This window comes from Streptomyces muensis (assembly GCF_021474425.1).
Taxonomy (GTDB): Bacteria; Actinomycetota; Actinomycetes; order Streptomycetales; family Streptomycetaceae; genus Streptomyces; species Streptomyces muensis.
This window is the reverse complement of sequence record NZ_JAKEIP010000002.1, coordinates 20,447-35,091: the sequence shown is the minus strand read 5'-3', so window position 1 is coordinate 35,091 and position 14,645 is coordinate 20,447. Positions and strand designations below refer to the sequence as shown.

The window sequence follows — 14,645 nt, the reverse complement described above, 5'->3', positions numbered from 1 at the left end:
TGCGTCAGGCGTCGCCGCCGCGCCTGATGCGCCACACGTGGTTGTCGCGGAAGCCCTCCACGCCCTCGGGCGACACGCTCGCACTGCGCACCGTGTCCAGTGTCTCCAAGGTCCAGTGGGTCTGCGGCAGGGCGAGTTCGTCGAGGACGCCGCGCAGTGTGGGGAACTCGGCCTCGAAGGGCGGTTCGGTCTGCCAGGACGGCCAGTTGGCGTGCATGACGAGCAGCAGGGTGCCGCCCGCTGTGACGGCCTCGGCGGCCTGACGCAGGATCAGCCGCTGGTCGAGAGCGACCGGCGACTGGAGGAACTGGGCGTTGACCAGGTCGAAGGATCCCTTCGGGAACGTCTCTCCCAACTCGTGGCGTTCCCAGGCCGTACGGTCGCTCACACCGGCCTCGGCGGCGTGCCCGGCGGCGCGCTCCAGCGCGGTGTGCGAGATGTCGACGCCGGTGACCTGCCAGCCGCGCGAGGCGAGCCACACCGCGTCGGCGCCTTCGCCGCAGCCGAGGTCGAGTGCGGTGCCCGGCACGAGGTCGGAGGCCTCGCGGACGAGAAGCGCGTTGGGGCGGCCGCTCCAGAGCCGGCCGCCGTCGCGGTAGCGGGCCTCCCAGAACTCGGCGGCCTTCAGGGCAGGGGTCTCGGTCATGGCGTCTCCCGGTGCGCAGGTGTGGTGGTGTTCACGCTGAAGAAGCCTGCGGCAGGCTCCGGGCGACGACAAACAGCCTTGCCGGTTCGGCAAAACCGGCGCCGGACCGGGACCTGCCCGGGGCCACAGGACTACGACCTTGGTGCCGGCCCCTCTGAGCCCGCGGCCCGATTCGCCGGAGCCGTCGCCCCGCCTAGCGTCGAGCCATGCGTATAGGACTATTCGGCACCGGCAACGTCGCACGAGCGCTCGCGCAGGGCTGGCGAGCCGCAGGACACGACGCCCTGCTCGGTTCCCGTTCACCGAAGGAACGAACGGATCTGGGTCTCCCCGTGGCTGACCTGAGCGAGACGACGGCGCACGCCGAGGTACTCGTGAACGCGACCCCGGGGAACGTGTCCGTGGACCTGCTGCGCTCCATCGGGGCGTCGGCCCTGGCCGACAAGGTGCTCATCGACGTCGGCGTCGGCCTCACCGACGACTACACCGAGCTCTCGCACCCCAACAGCAGCCTGGCGGAACAGATCCAGCGGGCTTTCCCGCTGACACCCGTCGTCAAGACGCTGTGCACGATGGACTCGACCGCGATGATCGCCCCGGACAGTCTCGAAGGGCCGAGCACCGTCTTCCTCTCGGGCGACGACGCCGCGGCCAAACAGCTCACCGGCCGGCTGCTCACCGACCTGGGCTGGCCGCCGTCGTCCCAGCTGGACATCGGGGGCATCACCAGCGCACGCGGGCAGGAGCACTTCGCGTTGCTGTTCATGGGCATCGCGGGCGGGCTGGGCGCCCATACGTTCAACATCAAGGTGGTGCCCCGGGCCGTCGGCTAGGTCAGTCCTGCGGCGCCTCCAGCCAGAAGCCGGAGCGGGTGCGCCAGAGGTCGAGAAGGGCGGTGTCGCCCTTGGTCTCGACGGCGCTCGTCGGCCGCTTGTAGAAGTACAGGAGGAGCTCGGTCACCGGGCCCCGCGCGACAGCGGTGGCGCCGTCCGCGCCCGGCCGCCAGCGGGGGCGCTCGCCGGTGAGGTCGACGAGCCACTCCCCGGCGTCGGTCGCGCCGAAGTGGAGCGTGCGGTCCGGGCCGAGGAGGTCGGGCAGGTCCGGCCGGGGCTCGAACGCCTCGGGGAAGGTCGAGAACTCCAGCCATTCCTGGACCGCGTCGACGGCGAGGTCGCCGTCCAGCGCGAAGTCCGATCCGGCCGTGAGGGCCGCGTCGGCGCGGTGCACGGCGGTCTCGTAGGTCATGCGACGCGCCCAGAACACCACCGGCGCCGACCGGTCGGCGGACGGGTTCCACGCCAGTGCCTCGGCACCGGCGGCACGGAGGGTGGAGCTCAGCCGGGCCGCGCCCTCGACCAGCCACGGGATCAGGGAAGCCGCGTCCTCGTGGGCGTACGCGGTCGGGTCGTTCACCAGGTCGTCGGCGATCGGGCCGGCCGCGCGGGTCCGTACGACCTCCTCCGCCCACCGGTGGTCGCCGCCCACGTGCCGCAGCAGGTGGCCCAGGTTCCAGCCGGGGCAGGAGGCAACCGGGGCGGTCATGTCCGCGCCGCGCACCTGGGCGGTGAGCAGTTCGGTCTGGGAGACGATCTCGTCGCAGTAGCGCTCGAAGCTCAGCGAGGTCATCGGTTCATGATGCCCGAGGGCCGGGATCCGTCCGACGGAGATATGGGATCCGCCTTGTCGGTGGTCTCGGATACTGTGTGCCGCCTGAACAAGATCAGTGTGCGGTACAGGGTGGGGAGAGAACACCATGTCGGTGGGGGCAGGACGGGCACGGCGTCGGCTGGCCCAGGTGGCGGTGCTGGCCGGAGTGCTGGCGGGCTGTGCGGGGGCGTCCGAGGACGACACGAAGGCGTCGGCGGGTTCGGCGTCGACTTCCGCCACGGCGTCGGCGGAGGCGGCCGGTGACGGTGACACAGCGGTGAAGAGCGGGGGGACGATCGGCGCCGCCGGATCGGCCTGCGAACTCCCCGTCACCTTCGACATCGCCCAGGACTGGAAGGCGGAGGCCGTCGACGCCGGCACGGGCAAGGACGAGTCGGCCGGCAGCGGTGACGGCTCCGCCGACGCCGGGGATGACGAGCTGTCCCAGGAGATCGCCGACGCGCTCCTCCACCAGGGGCCGGTCACGGCAGCCTGCGAGGTGGACGCCAAGCCGGCCGGGAACATCGGCTTCCTGCGCATCTGGACGGGCGAGCCGGGCTCCGACGACGCGCGCGGCGTGCTGGAGGCCTTCCTGGCGGACGAGACCGGCGTGAGCGAGGCGAAGTACAGCGCGTTCAAGGCGGGCGGCGGCACCACCGGAGCCGAGGTGAAGTACCTCGTCACCAGCGAACTCCTGGAGGAGACCAAGGAGGAGACCGCGCTCGCCGTCACCACCGGGAAGGGCCCGGTCGTCATCCACCTCGGCGGGATGGACACCGACGAGCACCGGGCGATGCTGCCGGCGTACGAACTGGCCAAGAAGACCCTGCGGGTCGGCTGAGCAGCGGCTGGGCGACGGGTGTGTCCGGCGCGGGCGGACCGTGCGCCGCGCCGGACATCGACCCGGAGCCGGTCAGGACGCGGTGCGGGCGCCGATCGCCGGGGTGGTGCTGGCGCCGTTCTTCATGACCGTGAAGCCGAAGCTCGTCGACGCTCCAACAACCAAGCCGCCGTTGCCGTTCGGCTTCATCGTCATGACGTTTCCGCTGCTGTCCCAGCCGGGGGTGCCGTTCCAGGTCGCGGAGATCTTCTGCGGGGAGGTCACGGTGACGGTCGCGGTCCAGTTGCTGATCGTCGAACTCCCCGCGGTGATGGTGACCTTGCCGTTGAAGCGGTCGCTCCCTTCCTACATGGCGCCGGCCCATCGCTGAGTCGACTGTCGGACGGCTTCTGGCATCAGGAGGGATCTTGGTCGCCCGCGCCGGGTGCTGGCCGACCGCGTACCGCGAAACCAGACTCCACCAGCCGCCATGGACCCGGACCATCCGCCGCGGTGGCCAGGACTCGTACACCGCCACCGCGTTCACTGCAGATGGGTCTCCCCGAGGGGCTGTGTCCCGCGACCCTCTCGAGCGGAGGATGCCGCCGGGGGTCAGCCAACGCCGGTTCCGTTGAACCACTTCCCGTACTTGGGCTTTTCATGGACGCCCTTGACGACGATCCGCAGGCGGTCGTGGTCGTTGTAGAGGATGCCCGTGTACCCGACCCAGGTGTGTTCGCCGACCTGCTCTCCGGGCTTGCGCCACTCGCCCTTGCCGTACTTGTCGCTGTCCAGCCGCACCTTGACGTTCTTGCTCCTGGACGTGAACGCCGCGTACGTCATCCCGTAGGAGCCGTTCAGCATCAGGTCGGCACGCGTGCCGTGGTTGTAGGAGACGCCGTACTTGTGCGGGCGTATCCTGCCGCCCTCGGAATCCTCGTGGTCGTCGTAGCTGACCGTCGCGTTCGGATCGATGTTCCGGTCCAGCCGCTCCAGGCCGTCGAAGTCCCACTGCCGGTGCCCTCCGGCATCCTCTCGGTTCCACTCCCCGCACTTGGACGCCCTGCCCGGCTCCTTGATGCACGCCTGGATCGACGTGTTGCGGTTGTCGAGGTACCCGGTCAGAAGAGGAAACCGCCACCCGTCCGGCAGCGGGTTGACCAGACTCCTGCAGACCTGGTTGCTCTTCATGTCGTACAGGTAGACATAGGTTCCCTTCTTGTAGGTGGTTGCCCTGAGGCCGGTGTCCTCGCGCAGGACGTGCTTCTGCCGCATCTGCGTCCAGGTGTTCTTCGTCTTCGGATTCCACCGCGTGTCACCCGGAGCGATATCGGCCTCGTCCCAGTCGGACCCGGTCTCGTCACAGCCCTCCGGCGCCGCCGCTGGCCGGGCCGTGGCCTCCTGCCCGGTCGCAGGCGTACTCGACACAGTCAGTCCGGCCACGGCCACCATTAACGCCGCCAGACCTGTCCGAGTAGCTCTCTCCCTACGCATAGCCTGCCTCCCGTTGGGTTCCTGCGTACGGCACAGACGGTGGCGCCCCGCGACCGGCCGGCGATAGGTGTTTCGCCCGAGCCCGAAACACGGCGAAACACCGGCCGAAGGCACCCGCTCCTCCGACTGGCTGGATTGCGGGACGAGCATGGGCATCACCTCGTAGTCCGCAACGGCCATCACCGGCCCAGGACCGTGGTCACTGCGGCCGGCTCGGTCGAGGTCACCGCGCCGCGGGGCAACGATCGCCGCGTGGACGACGAGACCGGTGAGCGCAAGCGGTTCTCCTCCAAGATCCTGGCGCCGTGGTGTCGAAAGTCCCCGAAGATCTCCGAAGTCCTGCCGCTCCTCTACCTGCACGGCCTGTCCTCCGGGGATTTCGTGCCCGCACTGGAGCCGTTCCTCGGCTCCGCGGCTGGCCTGTCGCCCGCGACAGTGACTCGGCTGACGACGCAGTGCAGCGACGACCACACGGCCTTCCAGCAGTGAGACCCGTCGGACCGGGACTACGTCTTCGTGTGGGCGTACGGCGTCCACCCCAAGGTCCGACTCGGGCAGGCGCACTCTTGCGTCCTGGTCGTCCTCCTCGGGGTGCTGCGGCGGGCCCTGGCTGAGGTGATCGAGGGTTCCGCCCTAGGCAGAGTCCGCCCAGGCCGCGTTGAGTTCGGGATGTGTGAGGCGGAGGCGGAAGAGCTGGTCGCGTGCGGAGTTGCTGTCGCGCGGCCAGGCCTTGTGACCATGAGGGCGAGCGGCATGCCGCGCATGTCCACGGCCAAGTGCCGCTTCCGGTTACCGCCTCAAAGTGTCGTTTGGCTGTGGGAATGGCCGCTTTGACGGCGACTACCTGCGGGGCGAGGTTAATAAGGCGCATCGGTGTGCTGGTCATGGGCGGTCTGGGGGCGCCTGCGCGGGCCGACGTCGAGGACTTCCACGCAGGCGTCGACTACCTCGGCACCCGTGAGTTCGTGGACGGCGAGCGCGTCCGCGTGCTCGGCATGTGCGGCAGCGCCAGCTTCGCGCTCAGCGCCGCCCAGGTCGACACGCGTATCAAGGCGGCCGAGACCAGTCGCGACGGTTCCGGCATCTTTGCCCGCAGGGAAGCGCCTGAGCCGAGTGTTCGAGTACGAAGCCGCCCAAGGTCCTCCACGACCTCGGCAATGCGCCGGTCCAGGTTCTCCAACGAAGCCCGCAGCTCATTGCGCAGTTTCTGACCGGTGCCGTTCTCGTAAACCTCGACGAAGTCGTAGAAGTTGAGGCTGTCGCCGGCGACCGCAAGGACACGACCGGTCGGCTTCTCGTTGAGGACCGCCTCGACGGCGTACCGAGCGTTGTCGTCTCAGGCGGTGTAGTCCACGTGAGCCTCGCCGTTGCCCCAGAGGTACGCGGTTTGCGGGCGAACAGTCGGCGCCAGTCGGAGGCCATGATCTGTCCGGCCGGGAGCGTGAAGTCCGGCAGGCGACCAGGGCTCGGACCGTGCTGCCGTACCCGACTCGGGCAAGCGGTCGGCGTCGGCGAGCGGCCGGTTCCAGGGCGGGGTCGGTGAAGCTCATGTCGGCCGGGTTGATGACCGTGCCTGGCGTGACGATGGCGTCGATCCGATCCAGAACATCCGGGTTCAGGGCCACTTCGGCCGCCGACAACTCTGTCTCCAGATGGCCCAGGGTGCGTGGTCCGATCAGAACCGCGCTGACCGCGGGGTGGTTGAGGGCGAACGCGACGGCCATCTCGATGAGCGTCGTCCCGTTGTCCTTGGCGACACGGGCGAGGGCTTCGCGGCCTCCAGCTTTCGCTGGTTGACGGGCAGGGACATGTCGAAGCGGTCGACGAAGCGCTCGCGGACCGCGGACTGGGTGGGCAGGGGGGCGTTCTGGCGCCAGCGGCCGGAGAGCCAGCCGCTGGCGAGCGGACTGTAGGTGATCACTCCCATGCCGTGCCGGGCCGCGGTGGGCAGTACGTCGGCCTCGATACCGCGCACGAGGATGGAGTACGGGGCCTGCTCGCACACGAACCGTTCCAGACGACGGTCGTGGGCGGCCCATTGGGCTTCGACGATCTGACTGCCGGGAAAGGTGGAGGAACCGATGTAGCGCACTTTGCCTTGGCGCACCAGGTCAGTCAGGGCGCCCAGGGTCTCCTCGATGTCGGTGTCGGGTGAGGGCCGGTGCACCTGGTAGAGGTCGATGTGGTCGGTCTGGAGCCGGCGCAGCGAGGCCGTCATACCCACCGTCAGAACGGGCGGACGTGTGGGGTGGATTGGCGACAGCGCGCTTCGCTCACCGCAGGCGGTGCTGGACTCGTTCGTTGACCGTATCGGGTTCCGCGACCACGCCGAACCGCACGCGCTGCGACGTCCGCAGATCGGCGCCCTGCACTCGGAGATCGGCTACTGGGCCTCCGGGGTGACTGCACCGGGGATCGTGGTGATGCCTACGGGGACGGGTAAAACGGAGACGATGCTCGCGCTGCTCGTGGGCCACCCGCCCCGAGCGTCTGCTGGTGCTGGTGCCGACCGCCGCGCTGCGTGACCAGATCGCGGCGAAATTCGAGTCGCTCGGCATCCTGCACACCCACCAGATTGTCACTCCGAGCGTGATGCGGCCGGTGGTGGGCAAACTCCTGCACGGTTTCCATGACGCTGCCGAGGCGGCGGCATTCGCTGCTGCCTGCAATGTGGTGGTCGCGACGCCGCACGCCCTGCAGGCCTGCGAGCCGGAGGCTCGCGAGGTACTGCTGGCTGCATTCAGCCACCTCATGGTCGACGAGGCCCATCATGCACCGGCGCCCAGCTGGTCACGCGTTGTCGAGGCGTTCTCCGACCGGCATGTCCTGCTGTTCACCGCCACTCAGCCCGGTCGATTCCGCAGGTCACGTACAACGCGCTCTCCTGCTGATCTTCCTGCTGCCGCGCTACCCGCGCGTCGATCAGGCCGCGACCAAGGACGAGAGCTCTGCACCAGCCCCGGCGGCAGGAGCCCAGCCGACGGCGGACCCGCCCGGAGCCACCCGCCGCCGGCGCCTGACAACCCTCGGCGCAGCCATGACGCGGCGCGGCCGACGGTCTGTCGGAACGTCGGACGCCCGTACCGACGCGAGCAGCGCGCATCGCCTCTGGCAGCCGAAGACACAGACTCATCGACGGCCCTGCCCGAAGTCGGCTGCGGGGAGGACCAGGCGGAAGGTGCAGCCCTCGCCGGGGACGGTGTCGAGTTCGAGACGGCCGCCGTGGCCCTGGGCGATGGCCGAGGCGATGGCGAGGCCGAGGCCGCTCCCGCCGTGGCTGCGGGAACGGGCGGGGTCGGCCCGGTAGAAGCGCTCGAAGACGTGCTCGGCGTCGACGGGGGCGAGGCCCGGTCCTTCGTCCGCCACCTCGATCACGCTGACTGGGAGGCGCTCCGGGAGCGGCGGCGAGGCGGAGGTGCGTCCCGGCCGGTCGGTGCCGCCCGTTCCGGGTCCGGTCTCTGTCGTGCCCACCCGTACGTGGACCCGGGTGCCCGGCGGGGTGTGGATGCGGGCGTTGGACAGCAGGTTCTCCAGGATCTGCCCCAGTCGGCGCGGGTCGCCGACGGTCTCGGCCACGTCGAGTTCCTCGATGCCGCCCGGATCTGCCGGAGTGGGCAGCGGGCCCAGGTCGACGGGATGGGACTGACTGTGGACGGCGGCCGCGCTCACCGCGTCCGCCGCGAGCGAGAGCAGGTCGACCCGTTCTTTGCGGTAGGAGGGTTCGCGATCCAGGGTGGCGAGCAGTTGGAGGTCGTCGACGAGTAGGCTCATGCGCTCCGCGTTCTGCGCGATGAACCGGTTGGCCTCCCGCAGCTCACGCTCCGGGCGCCGCTCCGGACGCAGCGCGAGCTGGGCGTAGCCCTGGATGGCGGTGAGCGGAGTGCGCAGTTCGTGCCCGGCGTCCGCGACAAACCGGCGCAGCCGTGCCTCGGAGGCCTCGCGGGCCAGCAGGGCGGTCTGCAGTTTGTCGAGCATGGAGTTCAACACCCGGCCGAGCCGTCCGATCTCGGTGCGCGGGTCGGTGTCCGGCAGCCGCAGGTCGAGCCGGCCCGCGGTGATGTCCTGGGCAGTTCGCTCCGTCCTGGTCAGTGGCAGCAGCCCCAGCCTGACCACCCACCGGCCCAGGGCGAGCAGGCCGGCGATCGTGACAGCGAGCAGCACGGCGTTCAGCCACAACAGCTTCGAGGTGGCGCCGTCGACGGTGTCGAGCGGCAGGGCAACCACCGCGCTCATGCCGTCCGGGCCCGGATTGAGCAACACCCGCCAGCGGCCGTCACCGCTGATGGCGGACACGGTTTCCGGGTGCCCGTCCCTCAGGTCGAGGTCCTGCGCCTGATCGGTCAGCCGAGGCCCCGGCTTTGCCTCCGTGCCGAGGGAGTTGTTCAGGCGATGCCCGGAAGAGTCGTAGAAATAGACGTGGAAATCCGACGGCAGTACGTCCAGACGCTCGTCCGACGCGGGGAAAGCGCCACGGAGGGCGTCGTAGAAGGCCGGGGTCGGAGGGTGGAACTCCACCAGCTGCTGGTCGACGCGATCGAGCAACCAGGAGCGGAGCACCACGTAGCCGATGGCCTGGGAGGTCAGAACCGCCGCCGTGGCGAGGACGGTGACGCCGAGGATCAGTCGTTGTCGCAGTGAGCCGGGTGGCCTGGGCAGGCGGGGGATCACTGCTCCGGCGTCCCCTCGTGGTCGCGGGGCAGCCGCAGGCAGTAGCCGACGCCGCGCACGGTCTGGATGAGCGGCGGCTCGAAGCAGTCGATCTTCCTGCGCAGGTAGCGGACGTACGTCTCGATGATCCTGGCGTCACCGGCGAAGTCGTAGCTCCAGACGTGGTCGAGGATCTGGACCTTGCTCACCACCTGGCCGGCGTTGGACAGGAGGTAGGCCAGGAGCTTGAACTCGGTCGGGGACAGGGCGATGTACTGTCCCGCGCGGTGCACTTCGTGAGCGCCCTCGTCGAGTTCGAGGTCGGCGTAGCGCAGGACGCTCGGTGGTGGGAGTGCCGCGTCCACCGGTGCCGTGCGGCGCAGGATGGCCTCGATACGCAGCAACACCTCCTCGATGCTGAACGGTTTCGAGACGTAGTCGTCCCCGCCGGCGCTCAGGCCCTGGATACGTTCGTCGGTGCCGGTGCGGGCGGTCAGGAACAGGATCGGACAGTCGTCACCTGCCGCCCGCAGCCTGCGGGTCACCTCGAAGCCGTCCAGGTCGGGCAGCATCACGTCGAGCAGCACCAGGTGCGGTCGCAGGCGTTCGACCTCGACAAGGGCGGACTGTCCGGTGTCGGTGCTGCTCACCTCGTATCCGGTCAGGCGGAGCGTCGCCTCCAGCAGGGTGCGGATGCTGGGCTCGTCCTCGACCACGAGAAGCCGATGTCGCGGACGAGCCGTTGCGGACTGCTCGGTCATGACGTGATGCTGGTCCGTTCTCCCCGGTGGTCCCCGTTGCTCCGGCGTCGCCTACTTGGCGGCGCAGTCGTAGAGCACGTCGGCTCCTGCTCCGAAGCCCATCGCGCTACCGCTGCTCTTGTTCGACGACGTGCCGCCGTACGCCGAAGCCGGAACCTTGGTGCAGTTGTCAGCGATCCAGTCGGAACGCTCCTTGCTGTAGTTGCGGGACCCGGTCATGCCCGGCCTGCCGCCGCTGTTCGTGTCGGAGCCCAGGACGTAGCGTAGTTCCCCGCTCTTCGTCCACTCCTCCAACTGGTCCACCGACGGCGCGTTGTCGCCGCTGGTGAAACCGCCCATGCCGATGACAGTCTCGTCCGAGCCCAGGATGAAGGAGCTGGTGGCCATGGCACCGCCTTCGACGGCGAGCTTGATGCGGGCGTGAGGTGCGTGCTCCACGGCGTAGTCGAGAATCTTGCGCTGCTCGCTGGTGAGTTCCGCGCCACCGCCGAAGCCGCCGCGTCCGCTCGGGGCCTTCCCGGAACCGCCGCCGGGAAATGACGGCATGTCGCTGTCTCCCGAGGTCGAGCCTCCGGGCATGCCGGGCATGCCCGGCATGCCGTTCGCTCCCCCTGTGGGCATACCGGACGGCATGCCTGACGGCATTCCCGAAGGAGCATCGCCGGAGGAGGGCTGACCGGGCTGTCCCGAAGGGGTGTCACCACCCGGGAAGCCCGACGGCATCCCCGACGACGGAAGGTCACCGTCGTTCCCGCTCTGCCGGGGCATGCGGCCGCCCCCGCCGAAGCCGAACGTCGTCGGACCGGCCGTCGGGTTGGAGCCGCCCATCGCGGATGTCGAGCCCGGTACGCTGACCGCCCACGCTCCCGGGGCCACCAGGACCGACGCGACGGCGGCACCCACGGCGACCGTCAGCAGCCGACCACGCCGGCGCGCGAGGAGCAGCAGGACGACCGCGGCGCAGCCGAGCAGCAGGACCGGCCACACCAGCCAGCCGTTCCAGTCGGAGTCACGGCGGACCAGTGCCACGGCCCAGACCGCGCTGACCACGACCGCGGCCACGCCCACCAGGGGCGCCCAGCGCACGCCGGCACGGTGGACACGGACCAGGGCGGCGGTCAGTCCGCCACACAGGGCGGCTATCGCCGGAGCGAGCTGAGTGGTGTAGTAGGGGTGGAAGATGCCCTTCTGTGTCGAGTACACGGCCGCGCAGACCACCAGCCAGGTCCCCCACAGCAGCCAGCCGGAGGCCGGCAGCAGGGCGTCGGCGGACAGCATGCCGCGTCGGCGCATCACCACGCCGACCAGGGCGACGGCCAAGGCCAGTGCGCTGACCGGCAGCAGCCAGCTGATCTGGCCGCCCACCTGCGCGTTGAACAACCGGCCCAGGCTGGCCGCGCCACCGAACCCGCCGCCGAACCCGCCCATGTTCTGGGACATTCCGTCGCTCGAGCCGAAGACCCGGCCCAGCCCGTTGTAGCCGACCACGAGATCCCAGGCCGAACCGTCCTTGCTGCCGCCGATGTAGGGGCGGTCGCCCGGCCACAGGGCGACCATGGCGACCCACCACAAGGAGGACGCCGCCAGGATGGCCCCCGCGCCCAGCAGACGCCGCACTCGCGGTATCCAGGGGCCGCTTCCTCCCACGAGCCAGGCGAGGGTGAACGCGGGAATGACCATCCAGGCGGCGAGCATTTTGGTGAGGAATCCGCACCCGATCAGGAAGCCGCTCGCACACAGCCACCAGGTCGCTGCCCTGCCCTCGGCCTGCAACGCGCGGGTGAGCGCGTACGCCGCGGACACCAGCAGCAGGACGAGCAGCGTGTCGGGATTGTTGTCCCGGTTGATGGCCACGGTGATGGGCGTGAGAGTGAGCACCAGCGCGGCGACCAGCGCCGCCCCCTCCCCAGCCCAGCGCCGCACGGTGCGGTGCAGGACGAGGACCGCGGCCACGCCCTCGACCGTCTGCGGCAGGACCAGCGCCCAGCCGTGCAGCCCGAAGATCTTGCTGCTGATCACCTGCGGCCACAGCGCGGCCGGCGGCTTGTCGACCGTGATCACCCCGGCCGGGTCGAAGGAGCCGAAGAGGAAGTTGGTCCAGCTCTTCCCCATCGACTTCACGGCCGCGGAGTAGTAGCTGTTGGCCCATCCCAGAGAGCCCAGTGCCCAGCCGTACAGGACGGCCGCGAGCACGAGGATCGCTCCGAGTGCGGCCGGAGCCGCCCAGGCGGGCAGCGAGCGGACGGACGCAGGCGAATCGTCGGGGGTCGAGGCGGCCGGTACAGGCTTGAGGTGCGTGGGATTGCTCATGTCGGAAGTCGCTCTCGTCAACGGGTACGGCGGGGGGCGCTGGTGAAGACGGCCAGCCGCAGCACGGCGAAGCGCACGCAGGTGACCGCGACGGATGCCGTGGCGAGGATCGCGGTCTCCGCGGCTGTCGAGGCCCCGGGGGCGATCGACTTGAACCACAGCACCGCGCCGGAGGTGACCAGGTACCCCAGGACGAACAGGCCCCCGGCGCCCAGGTGCGTCCGCACGGGCGGAGCGGTGGAGTACCGGAAGGTGAGGCGTCGGTTCGCCTCCGTGTTGAGGACGGTGAGGACGAACAGCGAGACCAGGTTGGCGACAGCCGGGCTCCACCAACCGCGCAGCAGCCAGTACAGCAGCGCCTGCCCGACCGTGGAGACGACACCGATCGCCAGGAAACAGCCGACCTCCCAGGACAACGCGCCACGTCGGGCAGCGGGTGCGAGGACCGCGTCGGGGTGCTCGGCGGCCGGTGCGGGGCGAGACGGTACGTCGACCCGGGCGCCGCCGGATGCCTTGAACCGCGCCATCCGCCACAGGCCCCGCAGGTCGTCGGTGGCGGTGTTCACCACGTCCACCCGGGTGTCGACGTCCTCGACCCAGTCGACGGGGACCTCGTGGACACGCAGTCCGTTGTGCTCGGCGAGCAGCAGCAGCTCGGTGTCGAAGAACCACGCGTCGTCGCGGGTCACCTGCAGCAGCGGCTTCAGCACCTCGGTGCGGGCCGCCTTGAATCCGCACTGGGCGTCGGTGAACCGGACGCCGTGCGTGAGCCGGATGATGCCGTTGTAGCAGCGGGAGATGAACTCGCGGCGCGGGCCGCGCACCGTGCGCGACCCAGGTGCCAGCCGGGAACCGATGGCGAGGTCCGAGTGACCGCTGGCCAGGGGCGCGACCAGCGGAAGCAGCCCGTCGAGGCCGGTGGACAGGTCCACATCCATGTACGCGACGATGTCCGCGTCGCTGGCGCCCCAGACGGTGCGCAGGGCGAGCCCGCGGCCCTTGCGGTCGAGGTGGACCACGCCGACGCCCGGCAGTTCGTCGGCGAGGCGACGGGCGGTGGCGAGGGTCTCGTCGGTGCTGGCGTTGTCGGCGACCGTGATCCGCCACGGAAAGGGGAAGTCCGCCGCCAGTCGGGCGTGGAGTGTGCGCAGGCAGCCGGGCAGGGCGCGTTCCTCGTTGTAGACCGGCACGACGATGTCGACCGTCGCGGTACCGGCCTGTGGATGAAGGGACCGCTCGACCTGCTGGAACGGCGCCAAGCGCTCCGGGCGGGCGGTGGTCTCGGTGAGGTGGGGGGTGGGAGTCATGGCTTCCTCAGGCGTGAGGGGACGGCAGACTGCGGCTCTGAGGCCCTGGTCCGGGCCGCGGCCTCACTGTTGCCGCCCTGCCTGTGGAGGCGGGGAAAGAACGCTGGGAACTGACAGGGAGTCAGATCTATGGCCGAAAGCTCTCCCACGGTTCACTGCGGACCCGACCGCACCACGGAGTTCCTGAGTTCCCCGACACCCTTGATCTCGGTGACCATGTCCACACCGGGGTACAGAAGGACCTCGGGTTCGCGTCCGGTGCCTGATCCGGCCGGTCTGCCCGTCGTGATCAGGTCTCCGGGCAGCAGCGTGGTCACGGTGCTGACATGGGCGATGACGGTGGCGACGTCGAAGATCAGCTGCGAGGTGTTCGCCCTCTGGCGGACCCGTCCGTCGATGACACAGCTCATCGTCAGACCGCGGCCGCCCATCGGCACGTCGTCGGTGGTGACCATGGCGGGGCCCACCAGGGTGACGTCAGTGGACAGTCCCGACGCGGGGGCGCTTCCCGAGTCGCTCCGCGCGGTGACGCCATTGACGACGGTGTAGCCCGCGACATGGCGCAGCGCCGTCCGGGCCGGGACCCCACGGGTCCGGCACCCGATCACCAGGCCCAACTCCACGCCCCAGTCCACGTTCCGTCCCTCGGCCGGCAGGCAGATGGCGTCGCGGGCACCGGCAACGCCTTGGCCGCCTTGCCCCACGGAGAACACCGGAACGGTGGGGAAGGAGGTGCCCGTCTCTCGTACCCGTGCCGCGTAGTTGGGTCCAACACGAACGATCTTGCTCGGCCGGGTGATGAGGGGCGCGTAGGAGATGTCGTCCATCCTGTGGCGTTCATCGGTTTCAGCAGCGGCCCGTTCCCGCCAGTCGGCGCCGGAGGCGATCAGCGCCCCGACGTCCGGGTAGGGCAGCACCACGCAGTGCTTCTTCTGCAGACGTGCGGCGGCTGTACGGCCTTGTCCCAGTCGTACGGTGCTGAGCTTCACCGGTGGCACTCCTTTTGGTAGAGA

Annotated in this window: 13 protein-coding genes and 4 pseudogenes; 5 read left to right on the top strand and 12 right to left on the bottom strand. The window is 69.9% G+C overall.

Annotated elements, in window-relative coordinates; genetic code table 11:
- Positions 1 to 4: 4 nt before the first annotated feature.
- On the bottom strand, positions 5 to 646 hold the full coding sequence (locus L0P92_RS00775) for a class I SAM-dependent methyltransferase (protein WP_234760395.1): 642 nt from the start codon (positions 644 to 646) through the stop codon (positions 5 to 7).
- 206 nt (positions 647 to 852) lie between these two features.
- On the opposite strand from L0P92_RS00775, the gene L0P92_RS00770 reads away from it, so the two are divergent.
- Positions 853 to 1,479 carry an NADPH-dependent F420 reductase gene (locus tag L0P92_RS00770; RefSeq protein ID WP_234760394.1) on the top strand — a complete coding sequence of 209 codons (627 nt, stop codon included), beginning with the start codon at positions 853 to 855 and terminating at the stop codon, positions 1,477 to 1,479.
- 1 nt (position 1,480) lies between these two features.
- Here L0P92_RS00770 and L0P92_RS00765 read toward each other — a convergent pair whose 3' ends face one another.
- Complete coding sequence (locus tag L0P92_RS00765) at positions 1,481 to 2,272, bottom strand: maleylpyruvate isomerase family mycothiol-dependent enzyme (RefSeq protein ID WP_234760393.1); 792 nt, start codon at positions 2,270 to 2,272, stop codon at positions 1,481 to 1,483.
- 127 nt (positions 2,273 to 2,399) lie between these two features.
- Here L0P92_RS00765 and L0P92_RS00760 point away from each other — a divergent pair, with 127 nt between their 5' ends.
- Positions 2,400 to 3,134, top strand: coding sequence for a lipoprotein (locus L0P92_RS00760; protein WP_234760392.1), 735 nt, complete (start codon positions 2,400 to 2,402; stop codon positions 3,132 to 3,134).
- 72 nt (positions 3,135 to 3,206) lie between these two features.
- Here the strand turns inward: L0P92_RS00760 and L0P92_RS00755 are convergent, their stop codons facing one another.
- A complete protein-coding gene (locus L0P92_RS00755) occupies positions 3,207 to 3,425 on the bottom strand; it encodes a cellulose binding domain-containing protein (RefSeq protein WP_308289587.1) in 219 nt (72 codons plus the stop codon).
- A gap of 300 nt (positions 3,426 to 3,725) precedes the next feature.
- On the bottom strand, positions 3,726 to 4,556 hold the full coding sequence (locus L0P92_RS00750; RefSeq protein WP_234760391.1) for a hypothetical protein: 831 nt from the start codon (positions 4,554 to 4,556) through the stop codon (positions 3,726 to 3,728).
- Between the two features lie 192 nt (positions 4,557 to 4,748).
- Between L0P92_RS00750 and L0P92_RS00745 the strand changes: the two are divergent.
- A pseudogene (locus tag L0P92_RS00745) lies at positions 4,749 to 5,192 on the top strand (transposase); the annotation flags it as partial.
- A 51-nt stretch (positions 5,193 to 5,243) separates the two neighbouring features.
- On the opposite strand, the pseudogene L0P92_RS00740 reads toward L0P92_RS00745, so the two are convergent.
- Positions 5,244 to 5,395 (bottom strand): annotated as a pseudogene (locus tag L0P92_RS00740) (IS5-like element IS4811 family transposase); the annotation flags it as partial.
- A gap of 87 nt (positions 5,396 to 5,482) precedes the next feature.
- Between L0P92_RS00740 and L0P92_RS00735 the strand changes: the two are divergent.
- Entirely contained in the window at positions 5,483 to 5,818 is a 336-nt protein-coding gene (locus L0P92_RS00735; RefSeq protein ID WP_234760470.1) for a dienelactone hydrolase family protein, read from the top strand.
- On the opposite strand, the gene L0P92_RS45595 is transcribed toward L0P92_RS00735, so the two are convergent.
- A complete protein-coding gene (locus tag L0P92_RS45595) occupies positions 5,801 to 6,484 on the bottom strand; it encodes an aldo/keto reductase (RefSeq protein WP_372497188.1) in 684 nt (227 codons plus the stop codon). The two genes, L0P92_RS00735 and L0P92_RS45595, sit on opposite strands and share 18 nt — an antisense overlap.
- Positions 6,472 to 6,825: pseudogene (locus L0P92_RS45590) on the bottom strand (aldo/keto reductase); the annotation flags it as partial. The pseudogene L0P92_RS45590 and the gene L0P92_RS45595, both read right to left, overlap by 13 nt.
- A 278-nt stretch (positions 6,826 to 7,103) precedes the next feature.
- Between L0P92_RS45590 and L0P92_RS00725 the strand changes: the two are divergent.
- Positions 7,104 to 7,397: pseudogene (locus L0P92_RS00725) on the top strand (DEAD/DEAH box helicase family protein); the annotation flags it as partial.
- Between the two features lie 339 nt (positions 7,398 to 7,736).
- On the opposite strand, the gene L0P92_RS00720 reads toward L0P92_RS00725, so the two are convergent.
- The 5 genes from L0P92_RS00720 to L0P92_RS00700 form a co-directional block, all read right to left on the bottom strand.
- Positions 7,737 to 9,275 (bottom strand): sensor histidine kinase, encoded by a 1,539-nt coding sequence (locus L0P92_RS00720; RefSeq protein ID WP_234760390.1) that lies wholly within the window; start codon positions 9,273 to 9,275, stop codon positions 7,737 to 7,739.
- Positions 9,272 to 10,015, bottom strand: a complete 744-nt coding sequence (locus L0P92_RS00715; protein ID WP_234760389.1) for a response regulator transcription factor — start codon at positions 10,013 to 10,015, stop codon at positions 9,272 to 9,274. Before L0P92_RS00715 ends, L0P92_RS00720 begins: the two co-directional genes overlap by 4 nt.
- Before the next feature lie 51 nt (positions 10,016 to 10,066).
- Positions 10,067 to 12,325: an ArnT family glycosyltransferase gene (locus L0P92_RS00710; RefSeq protein ID WP_234760388.1), complete on the bottom strand. Its 2,259-nt coding sequence runs from the start codon at positions 12,323 to 12,325 to the stop codon at positions 10,067 to 10,069.
- A 17-nt stretch (positions 12,326 to 12,342) separates the two neighbouring features.
- Entirely contained in the window at positions 12,343 to 13,632 is a 1,290-nt protein-coding gene (locus L0P92_RS00705) for a bifunctional glycosyltransferase family 2/GtrA family protein (RefSeq protein ID WP_234760387.1), read from the bottom strand.
- Between the two features lie 152 nt (positions 13,633 to 13,784).
- A complete protein-coding gene (locus L0P92_RS00700) occupies positions 13,785 to 14,621 on the bottom strand; it encodes a fumarylacetoacetate hydrolase family protein (protein WP_234760386.1) in 837 nt (278 codons plus the stop codon).
- Positions 14,622 to 14,645 lie beyond the last annotated feature (24 nt).